The sequence below is a fragment of the Oceanimonas sp. GK1 genome (genome assembly GCF_000243075.1).
Classification (GTDB): domain Bacteria; phylum Pseudomonadota; class Gammaproteobacteria; order Enterobacterales; family Aeromonadaceae; genus Oceanimonas.
On sequence record NC_016745.1, the window covers coordinates 1,767,862 to 1,787,094 of the forward strand.

The 19,233-nt window shown below is 64.3% G+C and carries 17 protein-coding genes; 11 read left to right on the forward strand and 6 right to left on the reverse strand.

Going from position 1 to position 19,233, the window contains the following annotated elements; all coding sequences use genetic code 11:
* Positions 1 to 39: 39 nt before the first annotated feature.
* The 4 genes from GU3_RS08395 to GU3_RS08410 form a co-directional block, all read right to left on the reverse strand.
* Positions 40 to 2,301 (reverse strand): ATP-binding protein, encoded by a 2,262-nt coding sequence (locus GU3_RS08395; protein WP_014292101.1) that lies wholly within the window; start codon positions 2,299 to 2,301, stop codon positions 40 to 42.
* Positions 2,302 to 3,045 (reverse strand): ABC transporter substrate-binding protein, encoded by a 744-nt coding sequence (locus GU3_RS08400; protein WP_014292102.1) that lies wholly within the window; start codon positions 3,043 to 3,045, stop codon positions 2,302 to 2,304.
* Positions 3,045 to 3,761, reverse strand: a complete 717-nt coding sequence (locus GU3_RS08405; protein ID WP_014292103.1) for a response regulator — start codon at positions 3,759 to 3,761, stop codon at positions 3,045 to 3,047. Before GU3_RS08405 ends, GU3_RS08400 begins: the two co-directional genes overlap by 1 nt.
* 76 nt (positions 3,762 to 3,837) lie before the next feature.
* Positions 3,838 to 4,893 carry a GlxA family transcriptional regulator gene (locus GU3_RS08410; protein ID WP_014292104.1) on the reverse strand — a complete coding sequence of 352 codons (1,056 nt, stop codon included), beginning with the start codon at positions 4,891 to 4,893 and terminating at the stop codon, positions 3,838 to 3,840.
* 318 nt (positions 4,894 to 5,211) lie between these two features.
* Between GU3_RS08410 and glyA the strand changes: the two genes are divergently transcribed.
* From glyA to GU3_RS08445, 7 genes are all read left to right on the forward strand, one after another.
* Positions 5,212 to 6,465 carry a serine hydroxymethyltransferase gene (glyA, locus tag GU3_RS08415; protein WP_014292105.1) on the forward strand — a complete coding sequence of 418 codons (1,254 nt, stop codon included), beginning with the start codon at positions 5,212 to 5,214 and terminating at the stop codon, positions 6,463 to 6,465.
* A 48-nt stretch (positions 6,466 to 6,513) separates the two neighbouring features.
* A complete protein-coding gene (locus tag GU3_RS08420) occupies positions 6,514 to 7,767 on the forward strand; it encodes a sarcosine oxidase subunit beta family protein (protein WP_014292106.1) in 1,254 nt (417 codons plus the stop codon).
* Between the two features lie 12 nt (positions 7,768 to 7,779).
* The gene (locus tag GU3_RS08425) at positions 7,780 to 8,067 is read left to right on the forward strand and encodes a sarcosine oxidase subunit delta (RefSeq protein ID WP_014292107.1); all 288 of its coding nucleotides are present in this window, start codon (positions 7,780 to 7,782) and stop codon (positions 8,065 to 8,067) included.
* Positions 8,064 to 11,093: a sarcosine oxidase subunit alpha gene (locus GU3_RS08430; protein ID WP_014292108.1), complete on the forward strand. Its 3,030-nt coding sequence runs from the start codon at positions 8,064 to 8,066 to the stop codon at positions 11,091 to 11,093. Before GU3_RS08425 ends, GU3_RS08430 begins: the two co-directional genes overlap by 4 nt.
* Entirely contained in the window at positions 11,086 to 11,715 is a 630-nt protein-coding gene (locus GU3_RS08435) for a sarcosine oxidase subunit gamma (protein WP_014292109.1), read from the forward strand. The genes GU3_RS08430 and GU3_RS08435 overlap by 8 nt, the downstream gene beginning before the upstream one ends.
* 89 nt (positions 11,716 to 11,804) lie before the next feature.
* Complete coding sequence (purU, locus tag GU3_RS08440) at positions 11,805 to 12,671, forward strand: formyltetrahydrofolate deformylase (protein ID WP_014292110.1); 867 nt, start codon at positions 11,805 to 11,807, stop codon at positions 12,669 to 12,671.
* Positions 12,672 to 12,724: 53 nt separating this feature from the next.
* Positions 12,725 to 13,069: a cupin domain-containing protein gene (locus tag GU3_RS08445; protein ID WP_014292111.1), complete on the forward strand. Its 345-nt coding sequence runs from the start codon at positions 12,725 to 12,727 to the stop codon at positions 13,067 to 13,069.
* A 59-nt stretch (positions 13,070 to 13,128) separates the two neighbouring features.
* Here GU3_RS08445 and GU3_RS08450 read toward each other — a convergent pair whose 3' ends face one another.
* Both GU3_RS08450 and tyrR read right to left on the reverse strand, forming a co-directional pair.
* Positions 13,129 to 13,914, reverse strand: coding sequence for an MliC family protein (locus GU3_RS08450; protein ID WP_014292112.1), 786 nt, complete (start codon positions 13,912 to 13,914; stop codon positions 13,129 to 13,131).
* Between the two features lie 48 nt (positions 13,915 to 13,962).
* Positions 13,963 to 15,513 (reverse strand): transcriptional regulator TyrR, encoded by a 1,551-nt coding sequence (tyrR, locus tag GU3_RS08455; protein WP_014292113.1) that lies wholly within the window; start codon positions 15,511 to 15,513, stop codon positions 13,963 to 13,965.
* Between the two features lie 61 nt (positions 15,514 to 15,574).
* On the opposite strand from tyrR, the gene GU3_RS17220 reads away from it, so the two are divergent.
* The 4 genes from GU3_RS17220 (at position 15,575) to ccoG (ending at position 19,228) form a co-directional block, all read left to right on the forward strand.
* Positions 15,575 to 15,718, forward strand: a complete 144-nt coding sequence (locus GU3_RS17220; RefSeq protein ID WP_158308463.1) for a hypothetical protein — start codon at positions 15,575 to 15,577, stop codon at positions 15,716 to 15,718.
* Between the two features lie 4 nt (positions 15,719 to 15,722).
* Positions 15,723 to 16,280: an acyl-CoA thioesterase gene (locus GU3_RS08460; RefSeq protein ID WP_014292114.1), complete on the forward strand. Its 558-nt coding sequence runs from the start codon at positions 15,723 to 15,725 to the stop codon at positions 16,278 to 16,280.
* 1 nt (position 16,281) lies between these two features.
* Entirely contained in the window at positions 16,282 to 17,688 is a 1,407-nt protein-coding gene (locus GU3_RS08465; RefSeq protein ID WP_014292115.1) for a PLP-dependent aminotransferase family protein, read from the forward strand.
* A gap of 151 nt (positions 17,689 to 17,839) precedes the next feature.
* Entirely contained in the window at positions 17,840 to 19,228 is a 1,389-nt protein-coding gene (gene ccoG / locus GU3_RS08470; RefSeq protein WP_014292116.1) for a cytochrome c oxidase accessory protein CcoG, read from the forward strand.
* Positions 19,229 to 19,233: the final 5 nt, after the last annotated feature.

Below are 19,233 nucleotides of genomic sequence, written 5' to 3' on the forward strand. Positions count from 1 at the left end.
GCTGTTGTGCCAATTGTAAAAAGTTGTAAAAAGTTTGTATCAGCGCGTGTTTTCCAGTGTGCGGCACAGCCCGGCCAGATCACGCTGGGCCTGCTCCGCCGCCCGGGTCAGGGCGGCGAGCAGGGCCGGCAGTTGCAAGCGCTGGTGTTCGGCGGCCCGCTCCAGCTCGCCCAGCACCTCGGCCAGCCGGGACTGATCCAGCATGCCGGCGGTGCCCCCCAGACGGTGGGCCAGCCGGGCCAGCTCGAGGTGATCATCGTCGTCGTCCGCCGCCCGCTGCAACTCCGCCACCTTGACGGGCAGCTCACTGGCAAAGCGTTTGGCCATGGCCAGCAGCCGGCCGCGGCCCAGCACCCGCAGGTGCTCCTGCAGCAACGGCTGGGCCAGCTCGGGTTGCAGGCGAATGCCCATGGCCTGGGCCAGGGCCTGGGTCAGCCGGGGCCATTGCACCGGTTTGGCCACCACGGCTTTCAGGCCGGCGTCCAGGTAGCGGCGAATGTCTTCGGGGGTGACACTGGCGGTAATGGCGATAATGGGGGTGTCCTGGTTCAGACCGGTCACCTGCTCGCGCAGCAGACGGCTGGTTTCCAGGCCGTCCATGCCCGGCAGGTGCATGTCCATCAAGATCACGTCAAAGGCCTGCTGGCGCGCCATCTCCAGTGCCCGCTCGCCGCTCTCGGCCTGGCTCACCAGGTGGTGGTGCTGCTCCAGCAGGGCGGTGAGAATGCCCCGGTTGATGGCCACGTCTTCCACCAGCAGCAGGCTGAGGCTGGGCAGGGCGGCCAGCTCGGTCTGGGGTGTTTTGGCGGGGGTGGCTACCGGCGTGAGCGGCAGGGTAAAGACAAAGCGGCTGCCTTGCCCGGGGCGGCTTTCCAGGCTGAGGGTGCCGCCCATGGCCTCGATCAGCCGGCGGGAAATGGCCAGTCCCAGCCCGGTGCCGCCATACCGCCGGCTGATGCTTTCGTCGGCCTGGGTAAAGCGGTCAAAGATGCGCCCCTGCTGCTCGGCGGCAATGCCGATGCCGTTGTCTTCCACCACAAACTGCCAGCCCTGGCCGACCGGGCGCACCGCCAGCCGCACCTGGCCGCCGTCGTCGGTGAACTTGATGGCGTTCGACAGCAGGTTGATCAGCACCTGGCGCACCCGGCCGGCGTGGCCCGAGAGCCAGGGCAGGGTATCGGGCGCGTTCAGGCGCAGCCGTATCTGCTTGGCACCGGCATAGCCCTGCATCATGGCAATGGTGCTTTCCAGCAGTTCACTGAGGGCAAAGGGGGCCGGCTCTTCCGGCAGCGGTCCCTGCTCCAGGGCGGCGTAGTCGAGCACGTCGTTGAGCAGCATCAGCAGGTGGTCCGCCGAGTGTTGCAGAATGTCGAACAGGCCCTTTTCGGCGCGGTTTTCCAGTGCTGGCTTGAGCAGGGTCAGGGTGCCCAGAATGCCGTTCATGGGGGTGCGCAGCTCGTGGGTCATGTTGGCAATAAAGCGGGACTTGGCGCTGTCGGCGGCTTCCGCTTCCTCCTTGGCCTGGCGCAGATGCTGGGTGCGCTTGTCGACCAGCGCCTCCAGCTTGGCCTTGTCGTGCTGCAGTTCGTTCTGGCGGCGCTCCACCGACAGGCGCATGGTGTTGATGGCGCCCACCAGGGTGTCGAGCTCATCGGGCTGCTCGCCGGCGGTGCGGGCCAGGCTGAGGGGGGCGTTGTCGGGCCGGCCCTCGCCGATTTGCTCCACGTAATGGGCCATGCGCTCCAAGTGACGGGTGACCCGGCGCTGAAACACCAGTATCAGGCTCAGGGCAATCACCAGCACGGTGAGCGACTGGCCCAGCAAAATGGTACGGGCATGGGCCATCAGCTGGTGGCGAATGCTTTGCCGGCTGAAGGCCACCTCCAGCCGGCCCACGGTTTGCGGCCCCAGGGCGGGGCTTGGGTAGACGAGCTCAAAGCCGTGGCGGTTGACGCCGTCGCGCTCTGGTCCCCGGCTGAGGGTGAGGGGTTGCTCCAGGCCGTCGCCGGTGACCGTGAGGCTCGCCATATGGGGCAGGTCGAGCATGCTTTTCAGCTGCAGCCGGGCCTGGGGCAGGTTCAGATCCCACAGGCTCTGGGACAGCCCGTCCAGATAGCTCTGCTCAATCAGAGCCAGCCGCTCGTCCATCTCCCGGTTGATCTTGTGGTGATCCAGCCACAGCTGCACGGCGGTGGACAGCAGGGTGAAGCACAGGCTGACGCCGATGATCAGCAAAAACAGGCGAAAGCTCAAAGGATGCCGCCGCCGGTAGCGGGGCAGCAGGGTCAGCAGGGCATTCATTCAGGGGGCGTCCAGGTAATGGCGTTCAAAATAGGGCGTGATCTGTTCAATGTAATGGTCGTCGGCGAGCTCCTGCAGCCGTGCCGACAGTGCCGGCAGCAGCGGCTCCAGCCGGGATCCCCTGGGCAGGGCCAGGTGGTAGTGCTCCAGGGTCAGCAGCTCGGGCAGCGGCAGCACCTTGGCGGTCAGGCCGAGTTTTTGTGTCTGCAGCTTGCCGGTAGCAAGGCCGATGGGCATGTAGTCGATGCGCCCGAGGGCCAGCTTGTGAAAGTTCTGCTCGCCGGTAGAGACCCGCTCCACCTGGGGATGGCGGGCGGCGAGCCGGTCGAAGTCGTCGCCGAAACTGTCGCCAAACAGCAGCCCCAGGGTCTTGTCGGTCAGGTTCCAGGGCAGCCGGCTGCCGTTGCCGAAATGGGTAAACAGCACCACCGGGTCGGCCACCACGGGGGTGGCGCTGAACACAAAGTCCTGCTCCCGGCCTTTGGTTTTATAGGCGGCCACAATCAGGTCCACCTTGCCCTGGCGGGCCGCCAGCTGGCAGCGCTCCCAGTTGCCAAACACCCGCATGTCAACCCGGTAGCCATGTTCCGCCAGCAGCTTGCGCGCCAGGTGCGGCGCAATGCCGGTGAGTTCGCCATTTTGTTCCCAGGACAGCGGCGGATACACCGGATGGCCGCAGGCGGTCAGGGTGGGGGGCTCGGCCTGGGCCGCCGGGGGCCAGGCCCACAGCAGCAGCAACACCATCAGGAACACGGCACCGCCCTTGGGGTAAAGACGTAGCCGGCGCCATGCACGGTAAGAATGATGCGCGGGCTGGCCGGATCGTCCCCCAGCTTGCGCCGCAACCGGCCCACCAGCACGTCCACGGTGCGATCGTTGGGGGCCCATTCCCGGTTTTTGATGCGATCCAGTATCTGATCCCGGGACAGGGTCTGGCCGGCGTGATTCATAAAGACGCACAGCAGCTGGTATTCGCCGTGGGTCAGGGGCGTGGTGTCGTTGCCGTCGTTCAGCAGCAGGCGGCGGTCGAGGTCGACACGCCAGTCGTCAAACCGGCGCAGGTTGGCCGTGGTGTGTGCTTCCCGGGGCGCGGCGGCGCGTACCCGGCGGGCCAGGTTTTTGGCCCGGGCCAGCAATTCGCGGGGGTTAAAGGGCTTGGACACGTATTCATCGGCGCCGCACTCCAGGCCGATGATGCGCTCGATATCATCCTGGCGGCTGGTCACCAGTATGATGCCGGTATCGCTGTTGGCGCGGATTTCCCGGGTCAGGGTCAGGCCGTCCTTGCCCGGCAGGCGAATGTCGAGCAACACCAGGTCCACCTGGTGGTCGTGCATGAGTTGCTCGCCGTCCTCGGCACTGGCCGCGCAGTACACCTCATATTGCTCCTGGCGAAAGTAGTCGGCCAGGCAGTCTCTGGTGATGTCGTCGTCTTCCACTATCAGAATGCTGATATCCATATCATGCCCGTGTTGTTGATGGCGCCATGCCCGGCCAGGGTTATCTATCACCGCCATTGAGCCCTTGTCAACGGACTCAGTCGGCGGCGGAGCGGCGCAACTGCCTGGCCTGGCTGGGGGAAACCCCGAAAAAGTCCTTGAAGCAGTGGCTGAAGTGGGTGGAGCTGGCAAAGCCGCAGGCCACGGCAATGTTGGCGATGCTGTCGTCGCTTTGCAGCAGCAGCCGGCGGGCCTGGGTGATGCGCAGCTCCAGATAATAGCGCGACGGCGTGGCCTGCAGGTGGGTCTGAAACAGCCGTTCCACCCGCCGCCGTGACAGCCCCACGTAACCGGCCAGCTCCTCAATGCCGAGGGGCTCCTCGATATTGCTGTTCATCAGCCGCAGCAGATCCCTGAGCGGGCCGGGCAGGGCCGGGTCGTTTTCCGCCAGGGTCAGCCGGGTCTCGCTGCTGTCGGCCAGGCGGTCGCTGCTCAGGATCTCGCGAATGGCCCGCACCGTGTCGGGGCCGTGCAGCCGTTCAACCATCATCAGCATCATCTCCAGGGCGCTGCTGGGGCCGGCACTGGTCAGGGTGCGGGCATCCACCACCATGGCCTGATTGGAAACGTCCACTGCGGGAAAGTGCTCCCGGGCAAAGCTGTGGTTGTCGGGATGAATGGCACAGCACAGCCCGTCCAGCGCGCCGGCGTAGGCCAGGGCCACGGCGCCGTTCCACAGCCCGCCCAGCACTTTTTCCCGCCGGGCCGCCAGCCTGAGCTTGCGGGAGAGCTCGGGATGCTCGGCCAGGCTGCAGCGAAAACCGCCGCACACCACCACCACGTCGAGGGCCTCGGTGCCGTCCAGGGGCAGGGCGTTCAGGGTCTGGGTGGCGGAAATATCGATGGCCAGGTCGCTGCGCACCGTGGTGCTGTCGAGGCCGTAACTGGTAATGGTGAACAGCGGCGTGGACTGCACCAGGTTGGCGGTGACCAGGGCGTCGACGGCGGCGGTGAAGGCCATCATCGAAAAATGGGGCAGCAGCACAAAACCGACCCGCACCGGCGTATTGCCGGCCGGGCGGGCGGGCAGAAAGGCACTGTTGGTGTCACGCAGCCGGTGGCTGAAGTGACGTTTTTCATTGACTTGAGACATGGTGTTGCATGATTGGGGCGCCGTGGCTGGCGACGTCGCCGTGGTGAAACTGCGTTGACCGGAGTGTACCCCGCCGGCGTGGCCTTTGCACCCTTTGCACCCCCGCCGCCGGCGGTGGGCAGGGTGGCGCCAGATCACGAATGTTGCCGGAATGTGATTTTTTGTCGCAAATACGCAGCATTCGGCCGCAACCAGTCATCTGCGGGGATACCGGCGGCAGTAGTATGCCATCAACGCATCATCGGCAGACCGGGCAACGGCGCCGAACAAATGAAAACACACCGGGCCTGGGCCCGGTGCGAACAAGGAGGTCACGACATGTTCAGCAAGCATACCCGCATTCAGGATATCGACCCGGCCCTGTGGTCGGCCATGGAAGAAGAGGCCTGCCGCCAGGAGCAGCACATCGAACTGATTGCCTCGGAAAACTACACCAGCCCGGCGGTGATGGAAGCCCAAGGCTCGGTGCTGACCAACAAGTATGCGGAAGGCTACCCGGGCAAGCGCTATTACGGCGGTTGCGAAGCGGTAGACAAGGTAGAGCAGCTGGCCATTGATCGGGCCAAGGAACTGTTTGGTGCCGACTACGCCAACGTGCAGCCCCATTCCGGCTCCCAGGCCAACGCCGCCGTCTACATGGCGCTGTGCGCCCCCGGCGACACCGTGCTGGGCATGAGCCTGGCCCACGGCGGTCACCTGACCCACGGTGCCAAGGTCAGCTTCTCCGGCAAAATCTACAACGCCGTGCAGTACGGCCTGAATGACACCACCGGCGAGGTGGACTACGAGCAGGTCGAGCAGCTGGCATTGGAGCACAAGCCGAAAATGATCGTGGCCGGTTTCTCCGCCTACTCCCAGATCATGGACTGGGCGCGGTTCCGTGAAATTGCCGACAAGGTGGGAGCCTATCTGTTTGTGGACATGGCCCACGTGGCCGGCCTGGTGGCCGCCGGTGTTTACCCCAACCCGGTGCCCTTTGCGGACGTGGTGACCACCACCACCCACAAGACCCTGCGCGGCCCCCGGGGCGGCCTGATTTTGGCCAAGGCCAACCCGGAGCTGGAAAAGAAACTCAACGCTGCCGTGTTCCCCGGTGGCCAGGGCGGCCCGCTGATGCACGCCATTGCCGGCAAGGCGGTGGCCTTTGCCGAGGCACTCACGCCCGAGTTTCGCGATTACCAGCAGGCGGTGGTGGAAAACGCCCAGGCCATGGTGGACGTGTTCCAGAAGCGCGGTTTTGACGTGGTGTCGAACGGTACCCAAAACCACCTGTTCCTGCTCGACCTCTCTGCCCGGGGCATCACCGGCAAGGACGCGGATCGGGTGCTGGGTGAGGCCAATATTACCGTCAACAAGAACGCGGTCCCCAATGACCCGCAGCCGCCCTTTGTGACCTCGGGCCTGCGCATCGGCACCCCGGCAGTCACCAGCCGCGGCTTCAAGGCCGAGCACTGCCGCCAGCTGGCAGGCTGGATCTGCGACATTCTGGAGCACATGGACGACCCGGACGTGATCATTTCGGTCAAGGATCAGGTGGCCAGCCTGTGCAGCTATTTCCCGGTGTATCGCTAAGCGGTTTCACCCACTCAGGACACGGATTTCAATCAACAGGTGACCCTCATGCAAAAATATTCAGGATTCGGGCTGCTCAAGCATGCCCTGACTCACCACGAGAACTGGCAGAAAGTGTGGCGCAGTCCCACGCCCAAGCACGAAGGCTACGATGTGATCATCGTGGGCGGCGGCGGCCACGGCCTGGCCACCGCCTACTACCTGGCCAAGGAGCACGGCATCACCAATGTGGCGGTGATCGAAAAGGGCTACCTGGGCGGCGGCAACACCGCCCGTAACACCACCATCGTCCGCTCCAACTACCTGTGGGACGAGGCCGCCTGGCTGTATGAGCACTCCATGAAACTGTGGGAGGGCCTGGCCCAGGATCTGAACTACAACCTGATGTTCAGCCAGCGCGGCGTGCTCAACTTGGGGCACACCCTGCAGGACATGCGCGACATCGAGCGCCGGGTGAACGCCAACCGCCTGAACGGCATCGACGGCGAAGTGCTCAACGCCAAGCAGGTGCAGGAGCTGGTGCCCATTCTGGACTGCTCCAAGAATGCCCGTTACCCGGTGCTGGGCGCCTCCTGGCAGCCTCGCGGCGGCACCGCCCGCCACGACGCCGTGGCCTGGGGCTTTGCCCGCGCCGCCGACGCCATGGGCGTGCACCTGATCCAGCAGACCGAAGTGACCGGCATTCGCCGGGAGAACGGCGCCGTCACCGGGGTGGAGACCACCCGCGGCTTTATCAAGGCGCCCAAGGTGGCCTGCGTGACCGCCGGCAACTCCGGCGTCATGGCCAACATGGTGGGCATGAAGCTGCCGCTGGAATCCCACCCGCTGCAGGCCATGGTGTCCGAGCCGGTGAAACCCATTCTCGACACCGTGGTGATGTCCAACCACGTACACGGCTATGTGTCCCAGTCCGACAAGGGCGACCTGGTGATCGGCGCCGGTATCGACAGCTACCTGGGCTACGGCCAGCGCGGCTCCTTCCCGGTGGTGGAGCACACCCTGGCGGCCATCGTGGAAATGTTCCCGATCTTCAGCCGGGTGCGCCTGAACCGCACCTGGGGCGGCATTGTGGACACCTGCCCGGATGCCTGTCCGATTATTTCCAAGACCCACATCAAGGGCCTGTATTTCAACTGTGGCTGGGGTACCGGCGGCTTCAAGGCCACCCCGGGCTCGGGCAACGTGTTCGCCCACACCATTGCCAAGGACGAGCCGCACCCGCTGGCCAAACCCTTTAACGTTGACCGTTTTGTCAGCGGCCACCTGATCGACGAGCACGGCGCAGCCGGCGTTGCCCACTAAAGGAGAGAGACAATGCTGCACATTTATTGTCCGCACTGCGGCGAACACCGGGAAGAAGAGGAATTTCACTACGGCGGCGAGGCGCACATTGCCCGCCCCGCGGATCCCAACGCGCTGAGCGATGAACAATGGGCCCAGTACCTGTTCATGCGCAAGAACCCCCGTGGTCTGCATCAGGAGATGTGGTACCACGCCGCCGGTTGCCGCAAGTTCTTTAACGCCACCCGGCATACCGTGACCTATGAAATCAAGGAAACCTACAAGGTGGGCGAACAGCCGCAGCAAGGAGGCCAGTCATGAGCCAGCAGAACCGCATTCAGGGCAAGGGCCGGGTAGACGCCGGCAAGCCGCTCAGCTTTATTTTCAACGGCAAGCGCTATCAGGGCCTGGCCGGTGACACCATCGCCTCGGCCCTGCTGGCCAACGGCGTGGACGTGGTGGGGCGTTCGTTCAAGTACTCCCGCCCGCGTGGCATCATGGCCGCCGGCGCCGACGAGCCCAACTGCATTCTGCAGGTAGGCTCGTCCGAGGCCACCATGATCCCCAACGTGCGCGGCACCCAGGCCGAGCTGTACGACGGCCTGACCGCCGCCAGCACCAACGGCTGGCCGAACGTCGACAAGGACATCATGGGTGTGATGGGCAAGCTCGGCGGCAGCATGATGCCTCCCGGCTTCTACTACAAAACCTTTATGTATCCCCAGTCCATGTGGCCCAAGTACGAGCACCTGATCCGCAAGGCCGCGGGCCTTGGCCGGGTGCCCAACGAGCGGGATCCGGACACCTACGACAAGCTCAACCATCACTGCGACGTGCTGGTGGTGGGCGGCGGTGCCGCCGGCCTGACCGCGGCCCTGGCCGCCGGTCGCCGTGGCGCCCGGGTCATTCTGGTGGACGAGCAGAACGAGTTCGGCGGCCACCTGCTGCACAGCACTCAAGCCATCAACGGCCAGGCGCCCGCCCGCTGGGTGGAAGCGGCGGTCAAGGAGCTGGAAAACCTGCCCGACGTGACCCTGCTGCCGCGCAGCACCGCCGCCGGTTATTACGATCAGAACTTCGTGTCCGTGATGGAGCGCCGTACCGATCACCTGGGTGAGCGCATTACCGGCAAGAGCCGTCAGCGCCTGCACCGCATTCGTGCCGGCCGCGTGATCCTGGCCACCGGCGCCCAGGAGCGTCCGCTGGTGTTTGCCAACAACGATCTGCCGGGCTGCTTTGTGGCCAGCGCCCTGTCTACCTACGTCAACCGCTACGGTGTGGCGCCGGGCGAGCGCCTGGTGCTGATGACCTGTAACGATTACGGCTACCAGGCCGCCCTCGACTGGCTGGAAGCGGGACGCGAGGTGGTGGCGGTGATCGACAGCCGCGCCAACCCCAGCGGCGATCGCTACCAGCAGCTCAAGGCCCGGGGTGTCAAGGTTTACACCGGCCATGGCCTGATTGAAGCCACCGGCAAGAAGCGGGTGAACGGGGCCAAAGTGGCGCCCATCACCAGTGACGGCAGCCGGGTGACCGGTGACGCGGTGCAGCTTAACTGTGATGTGATTGCCACCTCCGGCGGCTGGAGCCCGGTGGTGCACCTGTCGGCCCACACCGGCTCCCGTCCGGTCTGGAACGCCGATGTCATCGGTTTCGTGCCCGGCGACACCGTGCAGAAACAACTGCTGGCCGGCGGCGTGCAGGGCACCTATGCGCTCTCCGCCGTGCTGAACGAAGGCCTCAAGGCCGGTCGTGAAGCCGCCGAAGCCACCGGTTACGGCGAACTGGCCGCCCGGGTGACGGACGCCGACGTCAACACCACGGATCCTCGGGAAGATCAGGCTCAGGCGCTGTTCCTGGTGCCCCACAGCCGGGCCGTGAGCCGTGCGCCCAAGCAGTTTGTGGATTATCAGAACGACGTGACCGCGGCCGGCATCGAGCTGGCGGTACGGGAAGGCTTTGAGTCCATAGAACACATCAAGCGCTACACCGCCATGGGCTTTGGTACCGATCAGGGCAAGCTTGGCAACATCAACGGCATGGCCATTGCCGCCAATGCCATGGGCAAGAGCATTCCGGAAACCGGGACCACCATTTTCCGTCCCAACTACACCCCGATCACCATGGGTGCCTTTGCCGGCCGTGACGCAGGCCACCTGTTCGATCCGGCCCGCTTCAGCGCCATGCATGCCTGGCACGTGAAGCACGGCGCCGAGTTCGAGGACGTGGGCCAGTGGAAGCGTCCCTGGTACTTCCCCAAGGCGGGAGAAGACATGCACCAGGCGGTGAACCGCGAATGTGTGGCCACCCGGACCAGCGTGGGCATTCTCGATGCCTCCACCCTGGGCAAGATCGACATTCAGGGCAAGGACGCGCGGGAATTCCTGCAGCGCATCTACACCAACGCCTGGGCCAAGCTCAATCCCGGCTTCTGCCGCTACGGCCTGATGTGTAAAGAAGACGGCATGGTGTTCGACGATGGGGTGACCTCCTGCATCAGCGATGAGCACTTCATCATGACCACCACCACCGGCGGCGCCGCGGGCGTGCTGCAGTGGCTGGAGCTGTGGCACCAGACCGAATGGCCGGAGCTGGAAGTGTATTTCACCTCCGTGACCGACCACTGGGCCACCATGACCGTGTCCGGCCCCAACAGCCGCAAGGTGCTGGAAAAGGTGTGTGAAGACGTGGATCTGAGCCGTGACGCCTTCCCCTTCATGACCTGGAAGGACGCCACCATTGCCGGGGTGAAAGGCCGCATCTTCCGCATCTCCTTCACCGGCGAGCTGAGCTTTGAGGTGAACGTGCAGGCCAACTACGGCATGCAGGTGTGGGAAGCGCTGATGGAGGCGGGGGCCGAGTTCAACATTACCCCCTACGGCACCGAAACCATGCACGTGCTGCGGGCCGAAAAGGGCTTCATCATCGTGGGCCAGGACACCGACGGTTCGGTCACGCCGCAGGACTTGAACATGGACTGGTGTGTGGGCAAGAACAAGCCGTTCCCCTTTATCGGCCAGCGCTCCTGGTCGCGCTCCGACACTGCCCGCAGCGATCGCAAGCAGCTGGTGGGGCTGAAGTGCAAGGATGCCAAGACGGTGATCCCGGAAGGCGCTCAGATAGTGCTGGATCCCAAGCACCCGGTGCCGGTCCCCATGGTGGGCCATGTGTCCTCCAGTTATTACAGCGCCAACCTGGGCCACAACATCGCCATGGGCGTGGTCAAGGATGGTCTGAACCGAATGGGCGAAACCGTGTACTGCCCGCTGGCCGATGGCCGGGTGCTGGAAGCCGAAATCACCAGCCCGATTTTCTATGATCCCAAAGGAGAGCGTCAGCATGTCTAACAACACCGCCAAAGTGACCGAGGTACAACGCCAGGTGCGGGTGGAATCCCCGCTCTATCACGCCCATCTGGAGACGCTGGCCAAACAGGATCAGCAGGGCGAAGTGGTACTGCGCGAAAAGGCGCTGATGGGCCACCTGGTGCTGCGCGGCAATGCCGGCAACGATCTGTTCGCCAAAACCGTGGAAAAGGTGCTGGGGGTGGCGCTGCCCACCCAGCCCTGCAGCTCGGCAGAGAGCAGCAAGGCGCTGGTGCAGTGGCTGTCGCCGGACGAGTGGCTGATCATCACCGAGGGAGGTCAGGAAGGCCCGTTGCAGCAGGCGCTGCGCGAGCAACTGTCCGGCCACTACGCCATCACCGACGTGAGCGGCGGCCAGACCATCATTGAGTTGTCCGGCCCCAAGGCAGAAATGGTGATTCGCAAGTCGTGCCCCTACGACGTGCACCCGTCCAGCTTGCCCACCGGCAAGTGTGTGGGCACGGTGTTCGCCAAGAGCTCGGCTCTGCTGCGCCGCACCGGTGCCGAGAGCTTTGAGCTGGTTATCCGCCGCAGCTTCGCCGACTACCTGTGGATGTGGCTGCAGGATGCCAGCCGGGAATACGGCCTGGTGATCGGCAAGTAACGCCGGTTTTTCATCCGGGTAAGAACGTCACCCCCGCGCAGGCGGGGGTCCATATAGCAAGGAACACGCATCGCCAAGGGAGGCACAGCATGAACCAGCACGATACCCTGATCCTCACCGCCAGCTGTGAAAGCCGGCTGGGCACCGTGGATGCGGTGACCGGCTACCTGTTTCAGCAGGGCTGTTACGTGGCCGACATGCAGACCTTTGACGACGCCCGCGCCGGCCGCTTTTTCATTCGGGTGGAATTTCGCAAGCCCGAGCAGGGCGAGTTCGACGAGGCGGCGTTTCGCGACGGCTTTGCGCCCCGGGCCGAGAAATTCGGCATGGAGTGGGAGCTGACCGAGCGTAGCCGCCGGCCCAATGTGGTGATCCTGGTGTCGAAGTTCGATCACTGCCTGAACGATCTGCTGTACCGCTACCGCACCGGCCAGCTGGCCATCGAGATCCCGGCCATCATCTCCAATCACCCGGATCTGCAGCGGCTGGCCGACTGGCACCATATTCCCTATTACCACCTGCCGGTTACGCCCGATTCCAAGGCACAGCAGGAGGAGCAACTGTGGAAAATCGTGCAGGAGTCCGATGCGGATCTGGTGGTGCTGGCGCGCTACATGCAAGTGCTGAGCCCGGCGCTGTGCGACAAAATGGCCGGCCGTGCCATCAACATTCACCATTCCCTGCTGCCCGGTTTCAAGGGCGCCCAGCCTTACCACCAGGCGTATGCCAAGGGGGTAAAGCTGGTGGGGGCCACAGCCCATTACATCAACAATGAGCTGGATGAAGGTCCCATCATTACCCAGGGGGTGCAGGCGGTGGATCACAGTCATTACCCGGAAGATCTGGTGGCCAAGGGCCGCGACATCGAGTGCGTAACCCTGGCCCGGGCCATTCAGTATCACATTGAAAAGCGGGTGTTCATGTACCAGGGCAAGACGGTGGTACTGGGCAGCTGAACACTCATTAAACCATCGAATGCAGGAGCATTCGGCATGAACAAGGAGACATCATGTCTAGCAAGATCAAGGCGTTACGCGATGCACAGCCAGAAGTATTACTGGATGCCACCAAGTGGGAAAAACTGTCTGGCGACCCGCATACCGTGAACCTGAACGCTTACAAGTCAGAAGACGGCAGCAAGCTGATGGGAACCTGGATCTGTACTCCCGGCAAGTGGGCGGTGAACTACGACAAGTGGGAATATTGCGATTTCCGCGAAGGTTACTGCATTCTCACTCCCGAAGGCGGCGAGCCCATTCACCTGAAAGCGGGCGACATCTTTGTGGTGGAGCCGGGCTTTCAGGGCACCTGGGAAGTGGTGGAAACCGTACGTAAGTACTTTGTATTTGCCTGATCGGGCCACTGTTCCGGTCCTGTTTTTCGGCCTGCCTGGTGCAGGCCGTTTTTTGTTCCTTAGTCCACTCTCACACACCGCATTTCCGGGGCCTGATATCCCCACTGAATGGTGGCTTCCCCCTGGTGCTCCCAGAAACTTTCATTGCGGCCCTCATAGCGGCTGCCGCTGGCGGCCGGTTGAGCATACATCAATGACACGCGGTCGCCGTATTCGGCGATCAGGGTAGCGGGCTCGGTATCAAAAAAGGTGACCACCACCTCGTTGGCGGGGTTGCCGTTGCAGGTAAAGCGGAACGGACCGCGCTCGGGCACCAGCCGGTAGCGGGCCTGTAACTCGGCGGTGCGCAGCTCATATTGCTCCCGCACGCAGGCCTGTTTGTCTTCGCTTTTCCAGCACTCATTGCGGCCCTTGATCCAGCCCCGTTGCTCGGCCCTGAGCATGGGCGGCTGCTCGCTGGCGGCCCTGGCCAGTGCCTGCCGATAGACGCCGGCCAGTTGCCGGTCCCGGGCCGCCAGGCCGGGGTCGTTGCAGATCAGCGCCTCAATACTGCCGGGACGAACGTTCTCGCAGGAAAAGGACGGCCCCTGCCTGACCAGCCCATCAATATATTCACACCAGGCTTGAGTATTGCGCTCCGGCACCCCGGCATCACCACGAATCCCTAAGCGGAATTCCACCACCGACTGCCATTCCTCGGAGCCGGTGTCGGGGCCGTGCCCCTGGCCGTCACCGGTATTCACCTGTTGTTCAACCCATTGTGCCCACTCGGGGGAACACAGCGGGGCCGGTTGTGCCACAGCGGGCAGGGCGGCCAATATCAGCAGTAATAATCCGTGTTTCATTATTAATACCCTCATTTGGTGGAGTGCAGAGTCACGTGCGCTCAAGCACTATTTCTTGGGCCGGCCAATGCCGTACTCCCGCAGCTTGTTGGCCACGGCGGTGTGGGAGATGCCGAGGCGCCTGGCCAGCAGCCGGCTCGACGGATATTCCGGATAGAGTCGCGCCAGCAGCAGCCGCTCAAAGCCCTTGACCGCCTCTTCCAGCGAGCCGTCGCACAGGGCCTCCAGCCCCGGCAGGCCGCTTTGCTCCGGCAGTGACAGCGCGTCCACATCCAGCTCGTCCCCTTCCAGCAGGCTGATGGCCCGGTACAGGCTGTTGCCGAGCTGGCGGACGTTACCGGGCCAGGCATAGTGCTGCAGGTAGTCGGCCAGCCTGGCCGACAGCCGGGGCTGGGGCCGCTCCAGCTCGGCGGCATAGCGGGTGCACAGGTGCCGGGCCAGGGGCAGAATGTCCTTTTGCCGCTCCCGCAGGGACGGTACCCGCAGGTTGAGCACATTGAGCCGGTAGAACAAGTCCTGGCGAAACTGACCCTGTTGCACCAGGGCGGCCAGATCCTGCTGGCTGGTGCAGATGACGCGAATGTCCAGCTTCACTTCCTGCTCGTCCCCCAGCCGGCGGAACACGCCGTCCTGCAATACCCGCAGCAGTTTGCGCTGCAGCAAGGGGGACAACTCGCCGATTTCGTCCAGCACCAGGGTGCCGCCGTTGGCCTGCTCCAGCACCCCGCGCTTGCCCTGGGCATTGTTGCCAAAGGCGCCGGGGGCATAGCCGAACAGCTCGTTTTCGGCGGCATCATCGGGAATGGCGGCACAGTTGAGCAGCATAAAGGGCCCTTCGCCGCGCAGGCTGGCCTTGTGACAGGCCCGGGCCAGTTGCTCCTTGCCGGTGCCGGTTTCCCCCTCAATCAGCAGGGGCGCATCCAGCACCGCCAGCCGGCGGGCCTCACTCAGCAGGGCCGTCATGGCCGGGCTGTGGGCGATGAAGTCGTCGAAGTGACGGGACTCCTGATGGCGCATGGCCTTGAAATGCTGGCCGATGCGCCAGGCCGACTTGAACACCACCACGGCGCCGGCCAGGCTTTGCTCCCCGGACTCGTCGGTCACCCAGATGGGCAGAAGATCGGCCAGCCAGGGCTCCCCCTCGACAGTCACCCGCTCGCTCAGGGGGCGGGGGGCGGCCTGCTCCAGCCAGCGGCTGACGTGCACCCCTTTCAGCCGGGGACCCAGGGGCTGCTGCAGCAAGTGTGACTGGGGCTGATCGAACAGGGCGCAGGCGGCGTCGTTGGCCAGGGTGATGCGGCCTTTCACATCCACCGCCACCACGGCGTCGGGCAGCACCTTGAGCAGGGCGACGATGGCGTTGTGCTCCTGCTCCGAGGGCAGGCAGGGGGTGGTCTGCACGTCGAGCACCCCGGGCAGGCGGCGAATGGCCGGCATCAGGTGTTGCAGCTCGGCAAAATCGAGGGCGGGAAAGTGAAGGTAGATGATGCCGCTGGTGTCGATCTCGATACCGCGCAGGTCGATGCGGTGCTCCACCAGAATGTTGAGCAGCTCCCGGGTCAGGCCCAGACGGTCTTCACAGTTTACTTTCAGGCGCATGGTGTGGCTCGGCAGGGTCGTATGGGTGTAAATAATATCTTACACTTGGCGGGAGAGGCGAATGAAGTCGGCACAAAAACGTGACAAATTCGGTTTTTGTCCGCTTTGGCGGTTTACCTCGGCCTCCGGCTCGTCCATGCTTGCCCGCCTGCGCCGGCAGTGGGGCGCAAGTGTCGATAAAGCAGTCAGTATTTTTTTCAGGTGAAGCAATGAGCGAAGCGGTTTTCAGTACGGTCAAGTCGTCCCAGGTGATCCTCAAGGAGTTGATGGTGCCTTCCTACGCCAATTTTGGCGGCAAGGTACACGGAGGCATTATTTTGTCGTTGATGGACAAGATTGCCTACACCTGTGCCGCCAGCCACGCCAAGGGCTATTGCGTCACCGCCTCGGTCGACTCGGTGGACTTTCTCAATCCGGTGGAAGTGGGCGAACTGCTTACCCTTTACGCTTCGGTCAATTACGTGGGCAAAAGCTCGATGGAAGTGGGCATCAAGGTGGTGTCGGAAGACTTCAGACAGGGCATCGTCAAGCACACCAATACCTCCTACTTCACCATGGTGGCGCTGGATGAAAAGACCCGCAAGCCCGTGGCCGTGCCCGGCCTGGTGCTGGAAGACGAAGAGGAAATTCGCCGTTTCGTGATGGGCAAGCTGCGCAAGAAGCTGCGCCGGGCCCACCAGCAGGAGGTGACCGATCTGCGCCAGTCCCTGAGCCTGGATCAGGAAATGGCTGAGCTGGAAGGGGAGAACTGCCAGCTGGCGCTGTAATGTGAGCAGTAAATACCGCCGTCTGGCCGGTCAGCTGCAAGCGCAGATTGAGGCCGGTGTCTGGCAGCCCGGCGACCGGCTGCCGTCCCTGCGGGACACCGCCAGGCAGTCCGGCTTTAGCCTGATGACGGTGCTCAGCGCCTACCAGTTGCTGGAAAGCCAGGGCTGGATACTGGCCCGGCCCCAGTCCGGCTACCGGGTGGCGCCTTATCAGCACAGCCCGGCCAACGCCGCCCGCCCGGCCCTTCATGCCGCCGAAGCGGTCGATATCAACGCCTTTATTTTCAATGTGCTGCAGGCGGGCCAGCGGCCCGGCTGCGTGGCCTTTGGCTCCGCTTTTCCCCATCCGTCGTTGTTTCCCCGGGAACAGTTGGCGCGTTCCCTGAGCCGGGTGGCCCGGCACCTGGATCCGGCCCGGCAGCTGGTGCTGCCGCCGGGGTGCGCCGAGCTGCGCCGGGCCCTGGCCCGCCGTTACGCGGCGCGGGGCATGGCGGTCTCGCCGGAAGACATCGTGATCACTTCCGGTGCGCTGGAAGCGCTCAACCTCAGCCTGCAAGCGCTGACCCGCCCGGGAGACTGGGTGGTGGTGGAGGCGCCGGCCTTTTACGGGGCCCTGCAGGCGATTGAGCGGCTGCAGCTCAAGGCGCTGGCGGTGCCGGTGGATCCGGTACAGGGCCTGAACCTGGATGCCCTGGCCGATGCCCTGGGCCGTTATCCGGTGAAGGCCTGCTGGCTGATGAGCCACTGCCAGAATCCGCTCGGGGTCAGCCTGCCGACCGCCGCTCGCGGCCGCCTGCTGGCGCTGTTGCACGCGCACCGGGTGCCGCTGATTGAAGACGATGTCTATGGCGAGCTGCACGACGAGGAGCCGGCGTTGCCGCTGCGGGCGCTGGACGAAGGCGTGCTGCACTGTTCGTCCTTTTCCAAAACCCTGGCCACCGGCCTGCGTATCGGCTGGGTGGCGGCGGGGGCCCGGGCGCCCGAGATCCAGCGGCTGCAACTGATGAGCACCCTGTCCACCAGCGCGCCCATGCAGCTGGCGCTGGCCGATTACCTGGCCTCCCACCATTACGACCGGCACCTGCATACCCTGCGGCGGCAGCTGGCCCAGCGCAAGCGCCGGTTTTACCAGGCCCTGTGCCGCCTGCTGCCGGCCGGGGTGCGCGTGCATCCCAGCCGGGGCGGCTACTTTTTGTGGCTGAGCCTGCCCGCCGGGCTGGATGCCACCATCCTTTACCACCGCGCCCTGGCCGAAGACATCACCCTGGCCCCCGGGCGCATGTTTGCCGCCGGGGATCAGTTCCGGCACTGTTTTCGGCTCAATGTGTCGCTGCCCTGGAACTCCCGCAACGAGGCGGCGGTGGTGCGGCTGGCGGCCCTGATCGGTGAGCTGATGGCCGGCCACTGACTCGCCACTGTTATGGTTTTGGTTCGCCCTTCCTTCAAACTGTTATGGTTTTTGCGGCCTTGACTGTTTATGTAGATGAGGAAAGGGCCGTGCTCTACTGCGTACCCTGCCGGCCTGTTGCCGGTGGTGAACCACAACGCAAGTGAGCCTTATGAACGACACTTCCTCCCGCATCGACGTCAAGGTGTGTACCGACGCTGTCCGGCCCCGGGATCAGGGGCATATTTATGTGCGGGCCCAGCAGGGCCGTTGGCAGCGGTTGCGCCGCCGGCTGGGCTGGAGCCTGATGCTGCTGTTTTTGGCCGGGCCCTGGCTGAGCTGGAACGGCCGGCAGGCGATACTGCTGGACTGGGCCCAGCAGCGCTTTCACCTGTTCGGCGTGACCATCTGGCCTCAGGATCTGACCCTGCTGGCGCTGCTGCTGACGGTGGCCGCCTTTGGGCTGTTTTTTATGACCACCTGGCTGGGACGGGTCTGGTGCGGGTTTCTGTGCCCGCAAACGGTATGGACCTTCTGGTATCTCTGGGTGGAGGAAAAACTGGAGGGCAGCGCCAATCAGCGCCGCCACCGGGATCGGCAACCGGCCAACCTCAATACCCGCTTGCGCAAGGGCGGCAAACACCTGATCTGGCTGCTGATCGCCCTGCTGAGCGGTTTCACCTTCGTGGCCTATTTCACCCCGGCCGCCGAGCTGGCACAAGGGCTGTTCACCCTGTCGGCGGCGCCCTGGCCGGCATTCTGGGTGGGGCTGTTCACCCTGTGCACCTATCTTAACGCCGGCTGGATGCGCACCCTGATGTGCACCCACATGTGTCCCTATTCCCGCTTTCAGTCGGCCATGTTCGACGCCAACACCCTGAGTGCGGCCTATGATGCGGCCCGGGGCGAGCAGCGCGGCCCCCGCTCGCGCAACCGCGATCACCGGGCCTCCGGGCTGGGTGACTGTATTGATTGCGGGCTGTGCGTGCAGGTGTGTCCGGCCGGCATCGATATTCGTGACGGCCTGCAGTACGAGTGCATCAACTGCGGGGCCTGCATCGACGCCTGCGATCAGACCATGGCGGGCATGGGCTATGCGTCGGGCCTGGTGCGCTACGCCAGCGAGAACGGCCTGGCCGGCCGTGGACCGGGGCGGGCCCGGCTGCGGGTCTGGGGCTATGGCGCCATGACGGTGGCGGCACTGGCCCTGCTGGTGCTGGCCGTGGCCGGCCGCTCGACACTGGCGCTGGAAGTGGCGCGGGATCGCCAGCAGCTGTACCGGGAAACCCTGGACGGGGGTGTAGAGAATACCTTTACCCTCAAGCTCGCCAACAAGAGCCAGCAGCCGCAGCAGGTGACCTTACGGGTGGAAGGGCTGGCACAGGCCGGCTGGCACGGACCCCGGCAGTTGAGCCTGGTCCCGGGCGAGGTGACGGAAGTACCGATCAGCCTGTCGCTGAATGAGGTTGCCGCCCGGGGTCCCTCGGCCAGGTCCATCGTCTTTGTAGCGAGCGGAGAACATGATCACATTCGCACCGAGAGCCGTTTTTTGACCCCCTGAGTGGC

Excerpts from the sequence above, each read along its gene's own strand:
- GU3_RS08395 (WP_014292101.1), bottom strand. The coding sequence starts at position 2,301 with ATGAATGCCCTGCTGACCCTGCTGCCCCGCTACCGGCGGCGGCATCCT.
- GU3_RS08400 (WP_014292102.1), bottom strand. The coding sequence starts at position 3,045 with ATGGTGTTGCTGCTGCTGTGGGCCTGGCCCCCGGCGGCCCAGGCCGAG.
- GU3_RS08405 (WP_014292103.1), bottom strand. The coding sequence starts at position 3,761 with ATGGATATCAGCATTCTGATAGTGGAAGACGACGACATCACCAGAGAC.
- GU3_RS08410 (WP_014292104.1), bottom strand. The coding sequence starts at position 4,893 with ATGTCTCAAGTCAATGAAAAACGTCACTTCAGCCACCGGCTGCGTGAC.
- glyA (WP_014292105.1), top strand. The coding sequence starts at position 5,212 with ATGTTCAGCAAGCATACCCGCATTCAGGATATCGACCCGGCCCTGTGG.
- GU3_RS08420 (WP_014292106.1), top strand. The coding sequence starts at position 6,514 with ATGCAAAAATATTCAGGATTCGGGCTGCTCAAGCATGCCCTGACTCAC.
- GU3_RS08425 (WP_014292107.1), top strand. The coding sequence starts at position 7,780 with ATGCTGCACATTTATTGTCCGCACTGCGGCGAACACCGGGAAGAAGAG.
- GU3_RS08430 (WP_014292108.1), top strand. The coding sequence starts at position 8,064 with ATGAGCCAGCAGAACCGCATTCAGGGCAAGGGCCGGGTAGACGCCGGC.
- GU3_RS08435 (WP_014292109.1), top strand. The coding sequence starts at position 11,086 with ATGTCTAACAACACCGCCAAAGTGACCGAGGTACAACGCCAGGTGCGG.
- purU (WP_014292110.1), top strand. The coding sequence starts at position 11,805 with ATGAACCAGCACGATACCCTGATCCTCACCGCCAGCTGTGAAAGCCGG.
- GU3_RS08445 (WP_014292111.1), top strand. The coding sequence starts at position 12,725 with ATGTCTAGCAAGATCAAGGCGTTACGCGATGCACAGCCAGAAGTATTA.
- GU3_RS08450 (WP_014292112.1), bottom strand. The coding sequence starts at position 13,914 with ATGAAACACGGATTATTACTGCTGATATTGGCCGCCCTGCCCGCTGTG.
- tyrR (WP_014292113.1), bottom strand. The coding sequence starts at position 15,513 with ATGCGCCTGAAAGTAAACTGTGAAGACCGTCTGGGCCTGACCCGGGAG.
- GU3_RS17220 (WP_158308463.1), top strand. The coding sequence starts at position 15,575 with ATGAAGTCGGCACAAAAACGTGACAAATTCGGTTTTTGTCCGCTTTGG.
- GU3_RS08460 (WP_014292114.1), top strand. The coding sequence starts at position 15,723 with ATGAGCGAAGCGGTTTTCAGTACGGTCAAGTCGTCCCAGGTGATCCTC.
- ccoG (WP_014292116.1), top strand. The coding sequence starts at position 17,840 with ATGAACGACACTTCCTCCCGCATCGACGTCAAGGTGTGTACCGACGCT.